The following is an 18035-nucleotide window of genomic DNA, read 5'->3' as shown; positions in this document are numbered from 1 at the left end:
ATCTATAGCCCAATTTTTAATTATTTTACTGCTGCATGATCAGGTGTACCTGTCTCTCCTGCATGATCAGGTTTTCCAACCGCTTTACCTTGATTATAAGAAAGCCCAAATCCGTACTTATAAACATCACCAGATTTATTTATATATGGATAAGCAGGGTCTTCTTCAGGTGCAAAACTCGGAACATCTCCAACCTCGTTGTGTACTGCTTCCATACTTGCAGGAAGTGCGAATGGAAGTTTTCCAATTGGATTGTATTCTCCACGAATGACATCGACGATTGCCTCTGCCTTTGTCCCAAAAGTTGCGATTAATGCTGCAGTATTTGGTTCAATTTGATCTAGTACCCATGGGTTGGTCATGTTTACAGCCGTGATCGTCGGAACCGTCTTTTGAATGTCAATAATTCTATCAACATTCGTGATACCTGTTTCAGGACCTACGGTTATTCTTGGATTATTATCCCAGTTTGACTGAACAGGTTTTACAAAAATATAAGCATGTGTAGCTTCATTAAGATTATTCGTAATTGTAATTGAAGGATCATGCTTTTTAATGGTTTCTATTAACCCCTTCATATTGGCTCCGTTCGTTCCGCCAGGGAACATTTCGACGTATAGTTTTACTTTTTTAAGCTTAGCATCTTTTAAAGGTAATAGATTTTTATCATTACGCAAAAGAACAATCGATTTTAGATGTGCTTCATATGCAAGTTTCTGGGCTTCAGGATTTGCGACCACATCAAGTGCATTTTGTGGATCTACATTAGGATCTTCGAACAGCCCTAAATTCATCATTTCAGTTAGCAATAAGGATACGGATTCATTAACTGTCTCTTCCGTGAGTAATCCTTTTTCAACTGCTTGAATGATCGGAAACGGATCAGATGAGCCAGAAATAATATTGTCCCAGCATTAATTGCCTTTGCAACCTTTTCCACTTGTGTTAAACCTTCAGCCCCCCAAGAATTAGAACCAACCGCACCGGTATCAGTGTTAACATATCCTTTGAAACCAAGCTGGCCACGTAAGAAACCATCTAAGAATGCATCATTTAAGGCGAAACCGACCTCTTCAAATTGCTGGTCTTCACTGTACCATGGTAATCCTTGATCCGCACTATTATTGCTAGGATAAGCGTAATAAGGCATGATGGACGATACACCCGCTGCGATAGCTGCCTTGAAAGGAGGAATGTGATATTTAAGTAGACTTCCCTTTGTCGGATATGGATTGAATTTACCTTCTGCAAAATGTGGATCCAAACCATTATCACGTGCCCCTCCACCTGGGAAATGCTTCACTGTGATCGCAACACTATCTTTGCCAAGTTTATCTCCTTGAAATCCTTTAATAACGTTATAAATCATATCTGAGGCCACTTTAGGATCCTCACCAAATGTATCTTCAATTCTTGCCCATAAAGGGTCAGTAGCGATGTCCGCGGTATACCCGTAGACCTTGCGAATTCCGGCGGCCCTCCATTCCTTTGCCGCGATTTAAGAGAATTCCTTTACCGCTTCGGTATCGCCAGCGGCTGCAAAGCCTAATGGCCCCGGCCAAAAAGAATGTTGCCCCTGGCTTGCAGTAATGTTGGTGTAATCCGTAGAGGCATGATTCCGTGGATTCGAAGTTACCACGATTGGAATACCTAATCTTGAGGCCTCACCAAGTTCTTGCAGTTGATTCGTATATTTTGCGATAACATCTACAGTTGGAGTTTGACGGAAAATAACGTAGCGCATGTTTTTGCCAACAATCATTGGATCATCTTCTTTTACGTATCTTCCATCTGCCGGATCCGCGATTGGAGAGTGTGTATTGATCAGCATTAATCCTGCTTTTTCAGCAAGCGTCATCTTGGATACCAAATCAGTTACCCGTTGATTTACAGGTTTTCTCCAGTTTTCGTAGGTATCCAGAGCTCTGTCCCCATCTAAATCTCTAAACTGTCTCCCATCAATAGTAAGGACTCCTTTTTTTGCGGCTTCGATTTCCGGTTGCCCAGTAGCGGAGTTAGCAGGAACTCGATAGGTTACTGTGTCTGCTCCTGAATTGCCAGGATTGGCATTTGTTGTTGGATCTACACATCCAAGGTCCTCATTATTTGCGTGTACTTTTGGGACCATGAGAGGAGCTAGTAATGATAATGCGAGCGCACTCATTAGTACAGTTTTTCTTAGTTTTGAAGATTTTTTTCTTATTCTTGACGATATTGAAGCCATGTTTTTTCCCCTTTAATACCACAGAATTTAAATCCGGGAGAAAACGCTTCCTAATTTAAAAATACATTTTCCTACCAATCTTCCAAATTAAATTATTTAGACCTATCTGGATTATTAAACATATATTCCAGATAGGTAAATGTTAATTACGGGCGAGCTTGTTCTATAGCTTCCATAATATCTTTATAATCTTTAAAGTACTTTTCTACCATTGGCTTAACTGCATCTTGCCAAGGTTTAAGATCCTTTACTTCAGTGAATGTTACACCTTCGTCTTTCAATTTCTTTTCAGAACGTTGTTCCCACTTATCCCATTCAGCTTTCTGAGTTTCTACCGAATCAAGTGCAGCTTGTTTGATAATTTTTTTGTCTTCTTTATCTAACTTATTCCAAACAGCATCACTCATTAGCAAAACTTCAGGAATACGTTGGTGGTGATCTAGGATAATGTTTTTTGCTTCTTGATAATGGTTAGAGGAGTCGAAGCTTGGCAGATTGTTTTCAGCTCCATCGATGATTCCTGTTTGCAGGGCACTGAATACCTCTCCGTATGGCATTGGAGTAGCATTCGCTCCTATAGCCTTAATGAAATCAATATTAATTTCACTCTGCTGAACTCGAATTTTAAGACCTTTTAAATCATCAATACTTTTTAATTTCTTAGTAGAGTAAAAATTACGAGATCCAGAATCATAATAGGCTAAACCTTTCATCTTTGATTGTTCTAAACCATCCAGCATTTCCGTTCCTTTCTCGCTTTCAAGGAAATTCCATAAATGCTCATCGCTTTCAAATACATATGGAAGACCAAGTACTGAAAAGTCTTTATTAAATTCAGCTAGTGGGCTAGCGTTAATTCTAGTAAATTCAACAGCTCCCAGCTGAACTTGTTCAAGCACCGATTTTTCATCCCCTAATTGTCCCGATGGAAATACTTCAATTTTTATACGTCCATTCGTTCTTTCTCCAACTAACTCTGCAAACTTTTTGTCTCCCACAACTGTTGGATAATCAGCTGGCTGGTTATCCGCCAAGCGGAATGTATAACTCGGCTTTCGATTTTCTTTCGATCCTGCATCTGAAGTTGTCTTCTCTTGATTACTTCCGCAGGCAGTCAATAATGTACCTGCAAAAATAGCTGCTGCTAATAATCCTGTAAACTTTTTTGTTTTCATTATTGTAATCCCCCTAGTTTGTGTTTATATTTTTTATAATTTCACCTAAATCCTCCTTCTACTTAACAATCATATTTGGAAGCCACATTACAACTTCCGGAATATAGGTGATAATTAACAAAACAACTAATAAAGCATAAAAGAATGGAAGCATTGCTTTGGTTGCATCCTGAATGGAGACCTTACCAATTGCGGAACCTACAAACAACACTGTTCCCACTGGAGGTGTTAACAAACCAATCCCCGAGTTTAAAATTAGGATGATTCCAAAGTGCACCGGATCCATACCAAAGTTTGTCACCACAGGAAGAAGAATTGGTGTCATGATTAAAATCATTGGCGCCATGTCCATTGGTGCACCAAGAAGTAGCAATAATATATTAATGATCAATAAAATAACCAGCGGATTATCAGAAATCTGTAAAAACAAATCAGTTACCATGCCAGGGATTTGTAAATATGCTAGTATCCAGCCAAAAGATGCCGAGGCTGCGATTAAGAAAAACACCATTGAAACCGTTCTCATTGTACGCTTTAATATTTTCCCCATACTAGATAATGGAGCCTCTCTATAAACAAAGAATGCTATAATAAAAGAATACAAACATGCTAATGCTCCTGACTCAGTAGCGGTAAACCATCCACTTAAGATTCCACCCAAAATGATGACGGCTGGGCTTAAAGATAAAAAACCATGAAGAAGAATTCCTGGAATTTCAGATATCGGTACTCGTTGAGCTTTTCCATATCCACGTTTTCTTGCGATGATATAACCTGTTAAAATGAGAGCGATTAACATGATTATTCCTGGTACAATCCCTGCCATAAAAAGACTAGCAATTGATACGCCCCCAGCTGCTAATGAATATAAAACAAGATTATGGCTCGGAGGTACGACCACACCTTGAATCGCAGAAGCTATGGTAACACCTACAGCATAATCTGCTTCGTATCCATTCTTTTTCATCATTGGAATCATAACAGATCCAACAGATGATACATCCGCAACAGCAGATCCGGAAATATTTCCAAAGAACAACGCAGCTACACTGTTAACCATGGCGAGACCCCCGCGGATTCTACCAACCATTAGACTTGCAAACTTTACAATCCTTTTGGCTAGACCGCCTTCACTCATTATTTGTCCTGTAAGAATAAAAAACGGTATCGCTAGCAAAGAAAAAGAATTCATTCCTTGAATCATTTGCTGACCAATAACCGGCATCGGAATACCGAGATAAATTACAGTTATCAATGACGAGACAACGAGTGTCAAAGCAATAGGAAAACGAAGCAATATTAAAAGAACAAAACTTGCAAGTAGAATAATAATTGCGATAGTATTAGTATCCAAGCTACATACCCTCCTCAATACCTTCATGTCTAGTTGTGTTAATGTTAAATAATTGGAGTAAGGCATACCCACAAATCATAAAGCCTGTAATCGGCATCGCCAGATAGGTAATACTACTTGGAAGCTTTGTAGCTGGCAGTGTTGAATCTTGCATCAATACTGTAAAGTCCCATCCTTGAACTACTAGGTATAAGCCAAAAGCAAACACACTTAAATTAATGACCTTATCCCAAAACTTATTGAATGCCTTTCCAAAAAGATTCGTGAAGGAATCTATACCTAAATGGATATACTCGCGAACTCCTATTGCGATTGCCATGAAGGCAAACCATACAAGCAATAGGAGAGTGATTTCTTCAGACCAGAAAAAAACGAAATTAAACAATTTCCGCGTCATAACTTGAATAGTTACAACTAAAATTAATGCTACCAGCGATATTAATGTAAAGTTTTCAAAAATAGAGTCAACCAATAGACCAGCTTTTTTGATAAACTTCATTAAAATTCCCCCTCTTTTCGTTAAAACGTTTACTTGTCCCAATTTTCCCAATTTACTAACTATTAATTAATGTTGTTTTTTTGGGAGAGTATATGTTTTATTAAGGTTTATACTTTTTAGTCCCTTCAATTTGAACAACCTTCTTTAAAACCCTAAACAGAAAATATACAAAAAATATCCACCACTATAGACCGTGGTGGATATTATACATTAGGTTCCCTAAAACACTAGGACTATGTAATTTTCTGATAAAATATTAATTGAAACTATAATGAAAAAAATTGAATATTACGCTGAATTCTTCATAGCTTGTATACATTACCCACATCAGTATCGTGTGTTAAAATGTAAAAAATCACTATTGATAGTGCCTACTGGTTTCAAATTCCTTAGCGATTTTATAAAATGTATTTTTCTTTAATCCCATTTGATTTATAAAATCAACAGCCGTTATTTCCTTCCTTTTCCAAAGCTCATAATTTGTTTTCAATATTATTATTTGCTTTTCAGTTAATGATTCGAGATTCAATCTCGGTCTGCCTAGATGTTTGCCTTTTGCTTTAGCGGATTCAATTCCTTCTCGTTGCCTCCTATTAATATCCTCTCTTTCTTTTTCAGCAACAAACGAAAGTACCTGCAATACTAAATCAGAAACAAATGTCCCCAAAGTATCCTTGTGTTGTGTTGTATCCAGCAATGACATATCAATTACCCTAATCTCAGCTTTTATTTCGGAAGTAATGATTTCCCATTCTTTTTTAATCTCTTTAGAATTTCGGCCAAAACGGTCAATTGACTTTATATATAGTAAGTCTCCTTCACGTAAGCACTGTTTTAGTGCTTTGTATTGAGGGCCATTAAAATTTTTCCCGCTTTCTTTATCTATAAATATATCCCTATCATTTATACCTAGTTCCAGCATTTCATTAAGTTGACGATCAATATTTTGGTCTTTGCTGCTTACTCGAATATAACCGAATATTTTATTTTTCATGAAGTAAGTATCTCCGTTTTTTTTCCTTTTCTCTTTTTTTGCTCAGCCATAAAAAAATCCTCCTTCATTTATGGGGAATCCCATACATCACAAGGAGGTCACACAGTCTAATTAACAATAGCCCAAACAGTCTATATGTAAAAAAGAAACATTATCAAAATTTTTCAAAACAGCTAAAACACCATTAAATCAACGTTTTGGCGGGACTGCCTGGGAATCGAACCCAGCTACGGTGGCACGCACCGCACAACCAGTTTTGAAGTTAGAGGGATGGTGTTATTTCTAATCTTCCTTTGTGATTAAAAATTATCGGAAGTTGTTAATTTAACAATGTTTATCGGCAATCAAATACCGATTTGTGATTTCTATTAATCGCTAGTTATTTTTCGTATGTGACCAGAATGTGACCAAAAAAGTTAGAAAAAATCTTGCTCAAATTTAGCTGTTGCTCACTCATAAAGCTTATATCTTTTAGATATTTGAAATTGTTTATAGTTACCGACACCATTACAATTTCATTCATTCTAAAAGGAGTTCTGAAAAATGACGTATCAAAGACTTGATGAAAGATTAATAAAAGAATGGAACTGGAAAAAAAATGTTGACCTGGATCCTAGAAATTTAAATGTGCCTGCAAAAACAAAATTATGGTGGATTTGTGAGAGCGGCCATGAATGGCCTGCTAGACTTGACCACCGCAAAAGAGGCGCGGGTTGTCCATACGATTCTGGGTATCGACTCTTACCTAATAACAGCCTTGCGATTACTCATCCCGAAATTGCTGCGGAGTGGCATCCATATAAAAATGGAAATGTTACACCTCACGTTGTTTCCAGGGCAACTACAAAGGCATATTGGTGGAAATGTGAAAGAGGCCATGAGTGGCCGGCAAGTGTTTCTAACCGAACTAGAAGAGGCGATCGCTGCCCTTATTGCAGCGGCAAAATTGCAACACCGGAAACCTGTTTAGAAACACGAAATCCCGAACTAGCAAAGGAATGGAACTACGATAAAAACGAATCACTCACACTATATACCGTTGCCTTAATGTCCAATAAACGGGTTTGGTGGATATGTGACAAAGGACATGAATGGAGAGACAAGATTTCAGCAAGAGCTACAGGAAATCGGTGCAAAGTTTGCTTCCCAAGAAAGACTAAACAAAAGGTATCGAATAATTACAACCAAAAAACAATAAACCCCATACTAATAGATGAGTGGCATCCAAATAAAAACAATGGCTTAGATCCAGCCACTGTATCGCCTGGATCAGGTAAAAAAGTTTGGTGGTTATGCCGGTTTTGCGGCCATGAGTGGGAAGCTAAAATTGGTAACAGAAACGAAAAAAACAGAGGATGCCCTAAATGCAATGCTGGTAACTCTAGTTCATTTCATGAACAGTGTATTCTCTTTTATTTAAGAAAAATTATTATTCCAGATTGTGAAAATAGATTTTTGTTAACCGTTGACGGTAAATTAATTGAAATAGATATATTTATCCCTTCATTAAATATTGCAATTGAATACGATGGGTACTTCTATCACAAAAACAGAATTCAACAGGACGAACGAAAAAATCGTATTAAATGAACGGGGAATAAAACTAATCCGTATCCGTGAAAATAATGGGGATGACAAAATCCTTCCCAAGATCCAACGTTTTGATTCGATTGAGATACAGTGTAAAGCAGATGATGAAAAAAGCCTTTCCAATGTAATAAAAGAAATTCTTATATACATTGAACTCCTTGGCTATCTTGAAGGAACAAATCTAACTCCCCTTGTAAAAAGTATAAAAATTAATATTAAAGATGACTACCTAGAAATACTTAGCAAAGCGAAAAAGAATGAAAAAGAAAGAAGCTTAGGCTTTCTTTTCCCGGAATTTGCTTCCGAATGGAATAAGGAAAAAAACCAACAATTGTCACCAGAAAATTTCACACCAGGTTCCGATAAACGGGTTTGGTGGACATGCAAAACCTGCTACAGAGATTGGAATGCTATTATTAATAAGAGAGTAAATGGACAAACCTGCCCCTATTGCTCTGGACAAAAGGCTGGACCAGTTCGTTCACTTGAAAAAGAACGTCCACAAATCGCTTCCATGTGGCATCCTATTAAAAACGGAAAGTTAACACCTCTGGATGTCTTGCCCGGAAGTAATGTAATGGCATGGTGGTTTTGTTCAACATGTAATCAAGAATGGGAAGAACCTGTTTCTCGTCGAAATAGTAAAAAGGGATGTCCCTACTGTATCGGTAAGCGGGTTTATGAAGGAAATTGTTTAGCTACTATTAAACCTGATATTGCGAAGTTATGGCATCCTACCAAGAATGGTAAACTGACGCCGTATGATGTAACAAGCTGTTCTGGAAAACTTGTCTGGTGGAAATGCCAGTGCGGTAATGAATTTGAAAAACAGGTTTATAAGATGAAAGAAAAATGTATCATCTGCAAATGAAGGAGAATCATAGATAGGAGAGATTATGTTTTAGAAAAAGTTAATATAATTGAAAATTGTTGAATTATCTCATAATTAGCTGTATTTTCCATCAAAGAGTGGCCGGATATTCTATAAATTAAAACAATTTATCCGATTCAATAATCACGCCAGTTTCCAGAAAAAATAAGCAGCCTGAGCGATCTATCAAAACTTTACCAAGTTGCCGATCACTTCAATCTAAGATTTGAACTAGATTTCCATATATCTTAACTAAACGAATGGCTGAAAGATTTTTATTCCCATTAAAGGTATTACTTGTTTTCAGAAACTATTATATCGTTGTGGAGGAGAATGTATATGAAGCAATCCGTAAAGATTCTGTTTGATGCCGTTGCTAGTGATTACGACCGTCAAAGGAGACCACTTATACCATGCTTTGATGAATTCTATGGGATGGCCTTGTCTTTAGTGAATAGTGTGGAACCTTCCCCTCGTATCCTAGATTTGGGTGCGGGAACCGGGCTGTTTTCAAGCTTGGTTTTGCAGAAGTACCCTAATGCACATCTAACACTCATTGACTTGAGCGATAAAATGCTGGAAGGCGCTCGTAGAAGATTTAATTATACATCCAACGTTCAATATATCGTTGCTGATTATTCAAGCCATGTGTATGCTGATTCGTATGACTTTGTAATCTCATCGTTATCCATCCACCATTTGACTCATACTTCAAAAAGACAGCTGTTTAAAACCATATTCCGATTACTACGAAATGGTGGTATTTTCGTGAATGCCGATCAGGTACAAGGCAACACCGAGAGTACAGATCTGTATTATCGTCAACGCTGGCTTGAATATATTAATGAAAGTGGTCTTTCTCAAGAAGCAATTGACGCCTCCGTGGAAAGAAGGAAACTGGATATTAACGCTAAATTGGAGGATCAGATCAGTTGGTTGGAGGAAGCAGGTTTTGCAGAAGTAGATTGTATGTACAAATACTTAGATTTTGCTGTATTTTTCGGAAAAAAAGCCCTTTAATCCCGTAAATAAATTCACTTCACCCTCCTCCTATTTTACCTGATTAGCTGAGGAAGGCTTCCGAACGATTCGGCAGCCTAAGGCCTATGATCGAACTAACGCTCTCTATTTAGTTTAATGAACTGCATTTTCACCTGAATTACAGTTCGCTGTCTATAACAGTAAGTTTTAGATGCGCATTTCTTGCTCCGGAAATGCGCCCTTTTGTTGAATAAAATGACTAACGATTTTAAACAACAGTAATATAAGGTGTTTTTCATGTTGTGGCTACTGTCAAAAAGCATACTTAATGACACGTTGGAAAACAGGTAATATTCCGCGTGTCATTAAGTATGCTTATTCATTTTGAAATATTTCATATTGTTGATATACTTTTTGACATAGATTAATAGTTTTTGGAGGGAGTGGCTATTTTTGAAATTGGGATACGTTCGTGTTTCAGCTAAGGATCAAAATCCAGAACGGCAGCTTAAGAAATTTCGTGAACATAGAATTGAAGAACATTATATCTTCATTGATAAACAAAGTGGAAAAGATTTTAATCGTCCGCAGTATCAGGCGATGCTCCTAATCATTCGCGAAGGGGATTTGATATACCTTGATGCACTAGACCGATTAGGTCGGGATTATGATGGGATTATTCGAGAATGGAAGTATATTACACGAAAGTTAAACGCAGATATTGTGGTATTAGAGAATGAGACGCTTTTTGACAGCCGGAAATTCCGGGGAATGGGTGATCTTGGGAAGTTAATGGAGGACCAATTTTTAAGTGTACTTTCTTATGTCGCTGAGCAAGAACGTAAAAAAAATAGACAACGGCAGGCTGAAGGAATTGAAGTAGCAAAGAATAAGGGAGTGAAATTCGGGCGACGTAAGTACGAGATCAATGCGGATTTCATTCAGGTGTATGATGAGTGGAAATCTGGATTAATTACTGCGACAGAAGGAATGAAGCGTCTTGATTTAAAGCCAAATACCTTTTATCGACGTGTAAAGGAGTATGAAAATCAAAGAAAGAGGTGAATACCTTGCGAGGAAAAGAACTTCTTACAACAGACCAACGATTAGAATGGATGGTACCTCCCAATGGTAAAAGAGAACTTGCTACTTACTACACCTTCTCACAACATGATTTGGAAATCATTCATAGTCATCGACGGGACTACAACCGATTAGACTTTGCCGTCCAATTAGCACTACTCCGTTATCCAGGTTGGAGTTTAACCGATATCAAACCAAATCCCCGATTTTTTGCTTAACTATTTAGCAAAACAACTTAATATTGAGCCAAGCGTATTTTCCTTGTATGCCCGAAGGGAAAACACGCTATGGGATCATCTGAAAGAAATACGCGAGGAATATGGGTTTACCACGTTTACAACGAACGATTATCGACGATTGTTAAAGTACTTATTTAAGCTAGCGCTGGAAAACGGGAATACAGTTCATTTGATTCGTGCAGCATTAGACGAGCTGCGTCGCTCAAAAATTATCCTGCCAGCTATTACAACCATTGAGAGGGTCGTATGGGAAGCGCGATACCGTGCGGAAGAACGGATTTACCGCCAGATTCACGGTGCTCTAACTTCTTACCATAAACAGAAACTAGACAAGCTTATTGAACCTGTAATTGGTACTGGAAAAACTAAACTTGGTTGGCTAAAAGAAACCACAGGACAATTCTCTCCTGAAGCCTTTTTAAAGGTTATTGAGAGATTAGATTATATACGGGGCTTGCAACTACATATTGATACTAAAGAAATCCACCCAAATCGGCTCAGGCAGCTCTCGCGTCTAGGCGCACGATATGAGCCGCGGTCCTTTCGACGCTTTCATGAAGCAAAAAACGATATACAATATTGGTAGCGTACCTTTTGGATTTAGCTCAAGATTTAGTTGAGCAAGCATTTGAAATCCACAATAAGCAAATTTTAACCCTGCAATCAAAAGGTCGAAAACAACAAGAAGAACTCCAGAAACAAAACGGCAAAGCTGTGAATGAGAAAGTTGTAAATTTCGCAGACTTTAGTGATGCTCTTATTAAAGCGCGAGATGAGGGCCTTGATCCTTTTACTATGCTAGAAATGATCATGCCGTGGGAAAAGTTTGTTGAATCTGTAGAAGAAGCCAAAATGCTATCCCGGCCACTTGATTATGACTATTTGGATCTTCTAAAAAGTCGCTTTAATTATCTTCGAAAAACTCCAATATTAGGCGGCATTACACCTGAAATGGAAGCGGAATATAATTCTCAAACATTAGTTGGTAGAATGGGAAAACCGGAAGATATAGCCAACATGGCGTTATTTCTTTCCTCGGATGAATCTGATTTTATTACCGGTCAAGTCTATCTTGTTGACGGCGGATGGTCGGCTCGGTAAAAAAGCATTTTGTATTGTTTGATTTACTTTATATGTTTTATTGGGGTACCGCCACTTGCGGCACCCCTTCTTAGATATTACCTGTTTCCATGACTTTCTTGGATAGTGATACATGAATTGTAATTAACCGTTGTCCTACTTGAAGAATTTCCTCCATTAAAGATTATTATCAGTTAAATTATCTAGAAAAAACCATACACTTTTAGAAAGACGTTCCGCTGGGCGTGTTATAACATTGGTTATAATTGAGTTCGATACATATCCATCCCAATATTTTAATCTCCCACAAGAGACCTCCAATTCCACAGTCGATTTTAATACTATACCATATCCCATTCCTTTTATTACATATTGCTTTACAGCCTCAGTTGAAAAAATGCTCTTGGTTTGGTCATTTATTTTCCCTTTAATTGATAAGGGGATGTCAGAAGGAATAAAAATCGTTTTTGAATTAATCGGACATGGAGCCTGTACCCCTATTAATTGATCATCGGAGATTTTCCTTATTCTTAAAGAAAAATGATCCTCTGGAGGTGTTAATGTTATACCTATATCAATACTTCCAGATCGAACTAAACTTTCAATTTCCTGATCTGCCCTTATTTCCAAATCGACAGTGATATTTGAATGGTTTTCATTAAAAGAAAGTATAATGCTTGGTAATAAATATGTACCTAATACTCGAGAAGTACCTACAACAATTCTTCCTCGACTGCCTTGCTGAAACTCCTCCATTGCCCGATATGCTTGCTCTTCTAAAGATAAAATTGATTCTGCATATTCCATTAAGGTCAGACCAGCGTCTGTTGCAGTTAGATTCCTTCCAACTACTGTATATAAGGGGACTCCTACATCTTGTTCTAGCCGTTTAAGCATCTTCGTGATAGCGGGTTGGCTGACGTGAATTTCCTTTGCAACCTGACTAATATTACCTGTATCCATGACTCTCATAAATACAGACAAGTGATTATTATTCATAAAACATCATCCATAACCTTTTTGTCATAAAAACATGAAATTAATGATATTTGTATTATACCCTTTTCGCTGTCAAAATAAAGTTATTGAATGATTGAGAGGAGTATATAAAATGAACCTAAATGCAATAAAAACTCACTTCCCCATTTTGGACCAATCTGTCAATGGGCACCCTTTAGTCTATTTAGATAACGCCGCAACCTCACAAAAGCCGAAAGTAGTAATAGATACATTAGAAACCTATTACCGAACTTACAATTCAAATGCACACAGAGGGGCACATACTTTAGGTGTAAAAGCAACAGATGCCTACGAAGGTGCGAGGGACAAAGTTAAAACTTTTATAAATGCAAAGGAATCGGCAGAAATTATTTTTACACGAGGAACGACTTCTTCCTTAAATTTAGTTGCTCAAAGTTACGTAAGGGAGTTTCTCAAAGAAGGTGATGAAATTTTAATTACCCAGATGGAGCATCATAGCAATCTTATACCATGGCAGCAGGCGGCAAAAAAAACAGGAGCGATATTAAAGTACATTCCTCTATCGCTAGATGGAACGTTAGATCTGAACAATGTAAAGGAATCAATAACGGCCAAAACGAAATTTATTTCCATTACACATGTTTCAAATGTATTAGGAACAATTAATCCTATAAAGGAAGTCGGAATGCTAGCACATAAACAAGGAGCAGTCATTTGCGTTGATGCAGCCCAAAGTGTTTCCCATCTTAAGGTAGACGTTCAAGACCTTGATTGTGATTTCTTAGCGTTTTCTGGTCACAAAATGATGGGCCCAACTGGAATAGGAGTTTTATACGGTAAAAAAGAAATATTGGAAAATATGCCTCCTATTGAATATGGAGGAGAAATGATTGATTTTGTTGGTTTATATGATTCTACATGGAAAGAGCTTCCTTGGAAGTTTGAAGGTGGTACTCCCATAATTGCTGGAGCAATAGGTCTTGGGGCTGCAATAGATTTTTTGTGTCGAATTGGACTGGAAACGATACGACTTCATGAGAAAAAACTAGCTAATTATGCATTGGAGCAACTATCCTTGATTAAAGGGATTTCAATATATGGACCAATCAACCCTGAACAAAGAGGTGGATTAATTACATTTAATGTAGATAATGTTCACCCCCATGATTTAGCAACCGTTTTAGATCAGGAAGGGATTGCAATTAGAGCCGGACACCACTGCTGCCAACCTTTAATGAAATGGTTAAATGTATCAGCTACTGCACGTGCTAGTTTTTATCTTTACAATACAGAAGAAGACATTAATTTACTCATTAATGGAATAAAAAAAGCAAAAGCCTACTTTGAAGATGTATTTGTTATTTAATTCATCCAAAAAAAGTAGAATGATGTATTTAATCTTTGATTGAATATAACAAGGATATTCAATTTATTATTAATAAGCCCAAACTGAGTTAATGTTTGGGCTTGTTTAAGAATAATTGGTAACCATAAATGCAAATTGAATAAAAAACTTGTATGACAAAAAGATAAATCGGTTTAAAATTAACCAATTTAAAGATATTTAACTTTTTACATATCCAACTTATAGGATAAGCAAATAAAAAGTTGATAATGGCATTCACTAAAAAATATAAACCAAATTTACCGAAAGTGAAATGAAATATCCATATAGTTCCCATGATATAAGGTCCCAGGATAAAGCTTAGATCATTAAAGATCTTTTCTTTCATCCCACCTTTGACTGTCCACAATTTATATGGTATCGATATTAAGCTTTGTAGTAAAACAAAGGTGATAGCCAAATTTGCAACTGGTGCATATTTTTTAAAAACCCCTTTTGGTAAAAATACAATGGACAACCATGATACAACAAAAATTCCAATTCGAATAAAACCTACCATTATTTCAAACCTCTTTTTAAATTAGTATTTTTTAAAAATGGAAATTTATACATTGAGTTCGGACACTTGTCTGGCAGGGTAAAGAGAGGTCTCTGTGGGTAACATTGATCCTTTTCACTCTATGGTAGCCCTCATCTAGTATTTCCCAGCTGAATAACGGTTGCATTCGGGACTTCACCCTAAAGTGGAGCTTGCCGCAACACGGACAAAAGAAGACACCTTTAGATGTCTCCTTCCAAAATAAGCTTATAGATATTATCAAGCGAACTTCAAATTTTTTTATCCCAGCTTGACACCTCTCGACTCATTTCTTCATCAGGTTATAATAGATAACCTCAAATAATGAACAACTCCGAATTTCATGCAATTCACTCTCATAATGTTAAGGTTAAAAAATTAAAGAAGATGAAATCAATTATGAAATTACTTGGTAAATTGGCTAGAATTTTAGTGGGGATTGCTCGCCGAAATGAATCCTATAACCCTGATAAGGTACAAGCTTTAACACCTTTAGCAGCTTAGAACAATAGCCGTATAAAATTGCTAGTTTTTATAGGACATTTAACAATAACATTATCTGATTTAAATAGAGCTTACACAAGCCGAATGTTGGCTTATTCGTAGGATTTCAAATATGTACGGAGTACCAGATTACTTAAACAAAAGGGCACAGACCCATCCCGTTAGCAAAACTGGCCTCCACCTCCTGGATAGGCATGACGAAGGAATGAAAGGGCAAATGACCCGTTGAGACATGGGAGGGAAAGCCTCCAGGGGCGGCGTGGAGAATGTACATCATGTGGTAAATCATGGAGTTTAATAACACTCCTTTATTTCACTATGCCTTCACGTGCCAATAACGGATCTGTTCCCCCTTCTTTTAGTCAGTACTAATTACAGTTGTATGAAATCCTGCGAATAAGCGAGTATTCGGGAGATATTCGTATTAAACTGAGGGAGTTTAAGTGTATAAATTCACAATTTCTTAGAGAGTAGTTGTCATAAGTCGTCAATCCTAACAAAAAAATCCCACGTAAAACGTGGGATTTTTAACCATTATCTAATTGTAACAAGTGAGTTCTTTTGAGCAATTCTCCCTAAATAACGGGCACTTTCTTTCGGTTTCCGTTGCTGTGTGGAACGCTCAACCTCAATAAGACCAAATTTCATCGCATAGCCCGATTGCCATTCAAAATTGTCAAAAGTGGACCAGTGGAGATAACCTCTAACTTCAATTCCTTCCTCAAGACAATCCTGTAAACCTTCCAAACCTCTACGTATAAATTCTACACGTCTTTCATCATTATCCGTTGCTACACCATGTTCGGTAATTATAATTGGAATTGGCAAAACCTTAGCGACCTTGCGAATAACACTTGGAAGCGCTTCCGGATAAAATTCATATCCCATTTGAGTAAGTTCTGCTCCTTCAGAAGGTCTAAATTGACCTCCTGGACCGTACACCTCACGGGTATAATTTTGAAGCCCAAAAAAGTCGTCATCTTCAATGGCATCCAAATATTGTTCAAATAACTAGTCCATTTTTTCGAGGCAATTTCTTCCCCACCTTGAATGGGCTGTATATCAGAAAGAGCCATTGATAATCCGACTTGAGTTTGTGGGCTCACACTCTTAATTACCTCCCGTGCCTTCCTATGAGTTCCCTTTAGTAACCTAATGGACTCCTTATCCGAAATCATATGAAAGGTAAAGTAATTATCTATAGTCGTATCACATAAATGAGCTGCCGATTCTCTCCACTTTGGCGCCACCCAAGCTTCTCTCTCAATGCCCACCGGTGGTATAAAACCAATCCTTGAAAAAATATCACGCAGCGTAACTGGCAGGTTCACTTCATTCATCGTTAATTGTCTTACCGAACATGCAAAAAGAAGCTGCACATCTACTAGAGCAACTGATAAAATAGATTTCTTAAATAAATGGTTGTGACCAAGTTGTGGCCAAAAGGCAGTTTTATACTTTTTTTAATCATAAAAATTCCCTCATTAACTTCATAAAAACTCTTCTAAAACCCTTATATATCAAGGTTGGCGGGACTGCGTGGGAATCGAACCCACCAGACCTGGCACGCAGGTCTCAAGCAGTTTTGAAGACTGTGGGTTGTCTTTTGACTCTTTTACTTTTTCGTTAGTACAGTCAAATCCCCGTCAAATCAGCGTCAAATCAGTTTTAATCTATAAATTTCACTAGTATTTTTCTAAATAAATCACTAGTATTCATGTCTAATTCCTTAGTATTATTATAGCCTACTTTTTTACCATATCAAGAAGAAAATTTATTTATGATACTTTTCTTGAGATACAAGGCCTTCTTTTTCAGCCTTGTCCTTAATCCTCGAATCAAACTCATCCAGCATTTTTTCTATTCCCTTAAACTGTAATTCAGTATCTAATAATAATTCCTTTATTTCTTCCAATTCTTTTGCAAACAATTTCTCTATATTCATCTTATTTCCTCCACCAAGTGTGCGTTAGTTATACATGAATACACTTGTAAAAAAGGCAATGAATAGGACAAATTATTTCCCCTTTTTTAGAAATAGGCTTTATCAAAAGCTAGATATGCTTTAATCATTTTTCTAAAAAATAGAATCATTACCTGTATCCTGTTTGATCTAGTAGCCTATCTAATAGGGAGTTTTAATAGTTTTTCTTCTCCTTGTTTATCTATTAAACTCCTTAAATATCCTAATTTAGGGTTATTTAACTTAAGGTTAATTGTCTTAAGTTTTCTAGCCCTTTTTGCATTGCATATAACAAAATTCAAAGAGGTGAAAACATGGATAGAGAATTTACTTATCATTACATTCGTTATGTCCGGTTATTAAGAGGCTTAACATTACAGCAAATGGAACTGGTAATGCAAGTCGATAAATCGACCTTAGCTAAACTAGAAAAAGGACAATTAGAATTTACATCCCTTTATCAGTCACGTTTTATTGAGACTTTACGCAAATTAAATATTTCAAAGGTTGAATTATCTAGTATCGAAATTATGTTGGAGTTAGCTTATAAACAAGAAAGTATGGGTGGTTATTAA

General features: G+C 37.0%; 17 protein-coding genes and 2 pseudogenes. 8 read left to right on the top strand and 11 right to left on the bottom strand.

The genetic code is table 11. The features are described 5' to 3' along the window. Positions 1–20: 20 nt before the first annotated feature. From ACZ9EE_RS01655 to ACZ9EE_RS01625, 7 genes are all read right to left on the bottom strand, one after another. Positions 21–809: a glycoside hydrolase family 3 C-terminal domain-containing protein gene (locus tag ACZ9EE_RS01655; RefSeq protein WP_476024927.1), complete on the bottom strand. Its 789-nt coding sequence runs from the start codon at positions 807–809 to the stop codon at positions 21–23. Continuing rightward, positions 803–1498, bottom strand: a complete 696-nt coding sequence (locus ACZ9EE_RS01650) for a glycoside hydrolase family 3 N-terminal domain-containing protein (RefSeq protein ID WP_476025055.1) — start codon at positions 1496–1498, stop codon at positions 803–805. The genes ACZ9EE_RS01655 and ACZ9EE_RS01650 overlap by 7 nt, the downstream gene beginning before the upstream one ends. Beyond that, complete coding sequence (locus ACZ9EE_RS01645) at positions 1499–2224, bottom strand: hypothetical protein (protein WP_476024926.1); 726 nt, start codon at positions 2222–2224, stop codon at positions 1499–1501. A gap of 146 nt (positions 2225–2370) precedes the next feature. After that, positions 2371–3399 carry a TRAP transporter substrate-binding protein gene (locus ACZ9EE_RS01640; protein ID WP_476024925.1) on the bottom strand — a complete coding sequence of 343 codons (1029 nt, stop codon included), beginning with the start codon at positions 3397–3399 and terminating at the stop codon, positions 2371–2373. Between the two features lie 58 nt (positions 3400–3457). Further along, entirely contained in the window at positions 3458–4753 is a 1296-nt protein-coding gene (locus tag ACZ9EE_RS01635) for a TRAP transporter large permease (protein WP_476024924.1), read from the bottom strand. A gap of 1 nt (position 4754) precedes the next feature. Beyond that, the gene (locus ACZ9EE_RS01630; RefSeq protein ID WP_476024923.1) at positions 4755–5252 is read right to left on the bottom strand and encodes a TRAP transporter small permease; all 498 of its coding nucleotides are present in this window, start codon (positions 5250–5252) and stop codon (positions 4755–4757) included. Between the two features lie 358 nt (positions 5253–5610). Continuing rightward, entirely contained in the window at positions 5611–6246 is a 636-nt protein-coding gene (locus tag ACZ9EE_RS01625) for a recombinase family protein (RefSeq protein ID WP_476024922.1), read from the bottom strand. Between the two features lie 543 nt (positions 6247–6789). Here ACZ9EE_RS01625 and ACZ9EE_RS01620 point away from each other — a divergent pair. The 5 genes and pseudogenes from ACZ9EE_RS01620 to ACZ9EE_RS01600 all read left to right on the top strand — a co-directional run bounded on the left by ACZ9EE_RS01620 (position 6790) and on the right by ACZ9EE_RS01600 (position 12111). Further along, positions 6790–7836, top strand: a complete 1047-nt coding sequence (locus ACZ9EE_RS01620; protein ID WP_476024921.1) for a zinc-ribbon domain-containing protein — start codon at positions 6790–6792, stop codon at positions 7834–7836. Beyond that, a complete protein-coding gene (locus ACZ9EE_RS01615) occupies positions 7775–8707 on the top strand; it encodes a zinc-ribbon domain-containing protein (protein ID WP_476025054.1) in 933 nt (310 codons plus the stop codon). The genes ACZ9EE_RS01620 and ACZ9EE_RS01615 overlap by 62 nt, the downstream gene beginning before the upstream one ends. A 339-nt stretch (positions 8708–9046) precedes the next feature. Next, positions 9047–9727, top strand: a complete 681-nt coding sequence (locus ACZ9EE_RS01610; RefSeq protein WP_476024920.1) for a class I SAM-dependent methyltransferase — start codon at positions 9047–9049, stop codon at positions 9725–9727. Positions 9728–10141: 414 nt separating this feature from the next. Further along, positions 10142–10753 carry a recombinase family protein gene (locus ACZ9EE_RS01605; protein ID WP_476024919.1) on the top strand — a complete coding sequence of 204 codons (612 nt, stop codon included), beginning with the start codon at positions 10142–10144 and terminating at the stop codon, positions 10751–10753. 5 nt (positions 10754–10758) lie between these two features. Then, positions 10759–12111, top strand: a pseudogene (locus ACZ9EE_RS01600) (SDR family oxidoreductase). A 156-nt stretch (positions 12112–12267) separates the two neighbouring features. On the opposite strand, the gene ACZ9EE_RS01595 reads toward ACZ9EE_RS01600, so the two are convergent. Continuing rightward, a complete protein-coding gene (locus ACZ9EE_RS01595) occupies positions 12268–13089 on the bottom strand; it encodes a LysR family transcriptional regulator (protein WP_476024918.1) in 822 nt (273 codons plus the stop codon). 112 nt (positions 13090–13201) lie between these two features. On the opposite strand from ACZ9EE_RS01595, the gene ACZ9EE_RS01590 reads away from it, so the two are divergent. Next, entirely contained in the window at positions 13202–14437 is a 1236-nt protein-coding gene (locus ACZ9EE_RS01590) for a cysteine desulfurase (protein ID WP_476024917.1), read from the top strand. Positions 14438–14525: 88 nt separating this feature from the next. Here the strand turns inward: ACZ9EE_RS01590 and ACZ9EE_RS01585 are convergent, their stop codons facing one another. Then, positions 14526–14975, bottom strand: coding sequence for a hypothetical protein (locus tag ACZ9EE_RS01585; RefSeq protein ID WP_476024916.1), 450 nt, complete (start codon positions 14973–14975; stop codon positions 14526–14528). Positions 14976–15314: 339 nt separating this feature from the next. Here ACZ9EE_RS01585 and ACZ9EE_RS01580 point away from each other — a divergent pair. Then, positions 15315–15497 (top strand): annotated as a pseudogene (locus ACZ9EE_RS01580) (IS110 family RNA-guided transposase); the annotation flags it as partial. A 534-nt stretch (positions 15498–16031) separates the two neighbouring features. Here the strand turns inward: ACZ9EE_RS01580 and ACZ9EE_RS01575 are convergent. Both ACZ9EE_RS01575 and ACZ9EE_RS01570 read right to left on the bottom strand, forming a co-directional pair. Next, entirely contained in the window at positions 16032–16493 is a 462-nt protein-coding gene (locus ACZ9EE_RS01575) for a family 1 glycosylhydrolase (RefSeq protein WP_476024915.1), read from the bottom strand. Between the two features lie 778 nt (positions 16494–17271). Continuing rightward, positions 17272–17442 carry a hypothetical protein gene (locus ACZ9EE_RS01570; RefSeq protein WP_476024914.1) on the bottom strand — a complete coding sequence of 57 codons (171 nt, stop codon included), beginning with the start codon at positions 17440–17442 and terminating at the stop codon, positions 17272–17274. 332 nt (positions 17443–17774) lie between these two features. Between ACZ9EE_RS01570 and ACZ9EE_RS01565 the strand changes: the two genes are divergently transcribed. Beyond that, positions 17775–18035 carry a helix-turn-helix domain-containing protein gene (locus ACZ9EE_RS01565; RefSeq protein ID WP_476024913.1) on the top strand — a complete coding sequence of 87 codons (261 nt, stop codon included), beginning with the start codon at positions 17775–17777 and terminating at the stop codon, positions 18033–18035.

Source organism: Bacillus sp. URHA0034, from assembly GCF_056280405.1.
The sequence above is the reverse complement of the archived record's forward strand: the minus strand, read 5'-3'. Positions and strand labels throughout refer to the sequence as shown.